Origin of the sequence: Rathayibacter sp. AY1C5 (assembly GCF_002931705.1) — a bacterium.
In the GTDB taxonomy this organism is placed as follows: domain Bacteria; phylum Actinomycetota; class Actinomycetes; order Actinomycetales; family Microbacteriaceae; genus Rathayibacter.
Genome location: NZ_PSWD01000058.1, coordinates 1 through 3,072 on the forward strand (window position 1 = coordinate 1; position 3,072 = coordinate 3,072).

Sequence of the window (3,072 nt, forward strand, 5' to 3'; positions counted from 1 at the left end):
TACGACCCCGCCGCCGCCGTCCTGATCGATGAGGCCCGCGCCTCCGGGGACGTGCCCGAGCTGTCGTGGACGGACGTCGGCCCCGCGGCCGCTGAGTCCCGGTGGGAGTCGTACCGGCACGACGGCGCCGTGTCGACGTCGTGGACGATGACCTCCCCGCCGCGCGGTGTCGTGCAGTCGGGGATCCTCGCGCGCCTGCTCGCGCCGCACCGCGACGTCGCTCGCAAGCGCGTCACCCTGCTCTACCGCCCCATCGACCCGGCCCGCGCCGCGGCGATCGTGGAGGCGGACCTGAACGCGGCGCAGTTCAACAGCTCCGCGTCGACCAAGCCCACCGCCCGCTCGACCCTCTCCACCCGCTCCGCCCAGGCGACCGCGGCGGAGGAGGCCTCCGGGGCTGGCCTGCTCAACTTCGGCCTGATCGTCACCGCGACGACCACCGACGCTGTGCACGAAGCGGACGCGCGCGCGGCGATCGACTCGCTGACCGCTGCGGCGCGTCTTCGGGTGCGGCCTGCGTTTGGGTCGCAGGACACCGTTTTCGCTGCTGGTCTGCCGCTGGGGCTCGTGCTCCCGCGTCACCTGCGCCTGCCCACCGAAGTGAGGGAGTCCCTGTGAGCCTGATCACCCGGCTGTTCTCCTCGAACAGCGACAACGAGCTCGAACCCGGTGAGGACGTCCTGCCGGACGGAGCGGTCACCGCCGCGCACGGCGATACGACGGGGGAGGAGCTGACCGGCGACGGCCTGCCCACCGGTGCCGTGTCGTCCTCGGCAGAGCCCGGCACCGACACGACGGCTCCCTCGCGGCGGGCTGCGCGCGGGCAGGGCGAAGCTCCGGCCCCGGTAGCCGCGGTCGCTCAGCGCCCGACGCTCACCAGAGAGCGCACCACCCCGCGCACCCGGCGCAGAGAGGGGAAGAAGATCGAGATCCCGCACGGCGGGAAGAAGAAGAGCCAGGGGACGGCGCTGCGCCGTCCTCTGCGCCCGAGCATCCGCGGATGGCTCGGTCGCGGCGGTGGTGAAGCCGTCAACGTCACGGCCGCTGATGAGTTCCGCGGGACGACCGTGCAGGTGTGTGGGCTGTACCCGTTCTCGGTCGGGACGGGTACGCCGATGATCGGGGTGCCGCTGGGGAAGAACCTCTCCACCGGCGCCTCCGTCTGCTGCGACCCGATCAGCTGGTTCCAGCGCGCAAACCTCATCAGCAACCCGTCGATGTTCGTGCTCGGCAAGCCCGGCCTGGGGAAGTCCTCGCTGACCCGCCGCATGGCCGCCGGCCTCGCCGGGTACGGCACGATCCCGCTCGTGCTGGGCGACCTCAAGCCGGACTACGTGGATCTGATCGAAGCCCTCGACGGGCAGGTCATCCCTCTCGGCCGCGGCCGCGGCTACCTGAACATCCTCGATCCCGGCGAGGCGTCCGAGGCGGCGCAGCGCCTCCGTGACGAGGCCGACCGCTCGCTCGAGCGGGCCGACGAGCTCGCGCACCAGGTCGACGGGCTCGGCGTCTCCGACGACACCGCGGCGATGATCGCGGAGGTCGGCCGGCTGCGCAAGCACGCCGCGAAGGTGCAGCGCCTGGCGCACCAGGTCCTCGCGGACGCCCACGGCCGCCGGCACACAATGGTCGCAGCGCTGCTGACGATCCTCCGCTCGCAGCCGCCGAGCGACCGCGAAGAAACGATCATCGACCGGGCACTGAAGTACCTGGACGAGCACCACCAGGGCGTGCCGGTCCTCGCGGACCTGCTGCGCGTGATCCAGGAGGCGCCGGACGAGATTCGTCAGGTCGCGTTGGACCGCGGCGACATCGAGAAGTACAAGGACGTCACCGAGAACCTCGAAGCCTCCCTCATCGGCCTCACCACCGGTGGACGTCTGGGCGAGGTGTTCTCGAAGCAGACGACCACGCCGATGCGTCGGGACCGGCCCGTCGTCTACGACGTGTCCTCGATCGACGACTCCGAAGGCGACCTCCAGGCCGCGATCCTCCTCGCCTGCTGGTCCGCCGGCTTCGGGACCGTCAACGTCGCGGCCGCCCTCGCGGACGCGGAGCTCGAACCGCAGCGGCACTACTTCGTGATCCTGGACGAGCTGTGGCGGGCGCTGCGCGCGGGTAAGGGCATGGTCGATCGCGTCGACGCGCTCACCCGCCTGAACCGCGCCCGCGGCGTGGGCCTGGCGATGATCAGCCACACCATGTCCGACCTCCTCGCACTGGCCTCCTCGGAGGATCAGATGAAGGCGAAGGGCTTCGTGGAACGCTCCGGCATGGTCATCTGCGGCGGCCTCCCCGGTGCTGAGATGCCGCTGCTGACCTCGGCGGTGCCGATGTCGATCGCGGAACAGGGGATGCTCACCTCCTGGCAGGACCCGCCCGCCTGGGACCCCGTGTCCGGGCACGAGTCCGAGCCTCCCGGCCGCGGCCGCTTCCTGATCAAGGTCGGCGGACGTCCCGGTATCCCGGTGCGCGTCGAACTGACCGCGGCAGAGAAGGAGGTCAACGACACCAACAAGCTCTGGCACGCGACCTCCCGCGCCGGACGCGCAGCGGAGCCACTGCCCACCGATCCCGTGAACGTCGAGATCCTGCCGTGAGCGTCCTCGTCGCACTCGGCGCGAGCTGCGTCGCAGCCAGCGCCGGCGGCGCCGCGATCATCAGCGCGATCCGCGCCCGCCAGCGGACGGCGGAGCGCGACCGGTTCCTGCTCACCCTCTGCTGGGCCGGCGTCGCGCTCCTGGCGAGCTTCGTCGCCTGGGACCAGTGGGATCGGGTGATCGCGTGAGCTGCCCGTCGATGGTCGCGTTCGAGGGCTACCGCTGGACCTGCCAGCGGTCCGCCCCGGGGGAGCACGGCTTCCACACGACCGACCTCCCCGTCTTCTTCGCGGAGCGGGGCCTCGCGGTCCTCTCCTGGGGGACCTCGCACCAAGCACCCGCCGACGACTGCACCCCGCAGTGGGCCGGCCCGATCTACACGGAGGAGTCCGCATGAGCGCCACCGCCAACAACCGCCGCCGCGAGCCTGGCAAGGCCAATAACGACGCCCTGATGCTCGGCGCAGCCCTCG

At 71.6% G+C, this 3,072-nt stretch carries 4 protein-coding genes; all 4 read left to right on the plus strand.

What is annotated here, in order from left to right; genetic code table 11:
• Positions 1 to 618: SCO6880 family protein (locus tag C5C57_RS18275; protein ID WP_374953626.1), on the plus strand; the 618-nt coding region annotated here is incomplete at its 5' end.
• A gap of 374 nt (positions 619 to 992) precedes the next feature.
• Positions 993 to 2,600 (plus strand): ATP/GTP-binding protein, encoded by a 1,608-nt coding sequence (locus C5C57_RS17425; RefSeq protein ID WP_258067644.1) that lies wholly within the window; start codon positions 993 to 995, stop codon positions 2,598 to 2,600.
• Positions 2,597 to 2,788 carry a hypothetical protein gene (locus tag C5C57_RS17430; protein WP_104297936.1) on the plus strand — a complete coding sequence of 64 codons (192 nt, stop codon included), beginning with the start codon at positions 2,597 to 2,599 and terminating at the stop codon, positions 2,786 to 2,788. The genes C5C57_RS17425 and C5C57_RS17430 overlap by 4 nt, the downstream gene beginning before the upstream one ends.
• Positions 2,785 to 2,997, plus strand: coding sequence for a hypothetical protein (locus C5C57_RS17435; protein WP_146082478.1), 213 nt, complete (start codon positions 2,785 to 2,787; stop codon positions 2,995 to 2,997). The genes C5C57_RS17430 and C5C57_RS17435 overlap by 4 nt, the downstream gene beginning before the upstream one ends.
• The last annotated feature ends 75 nt before the right edge of the window (positions 2,998 to 3,072 follow it).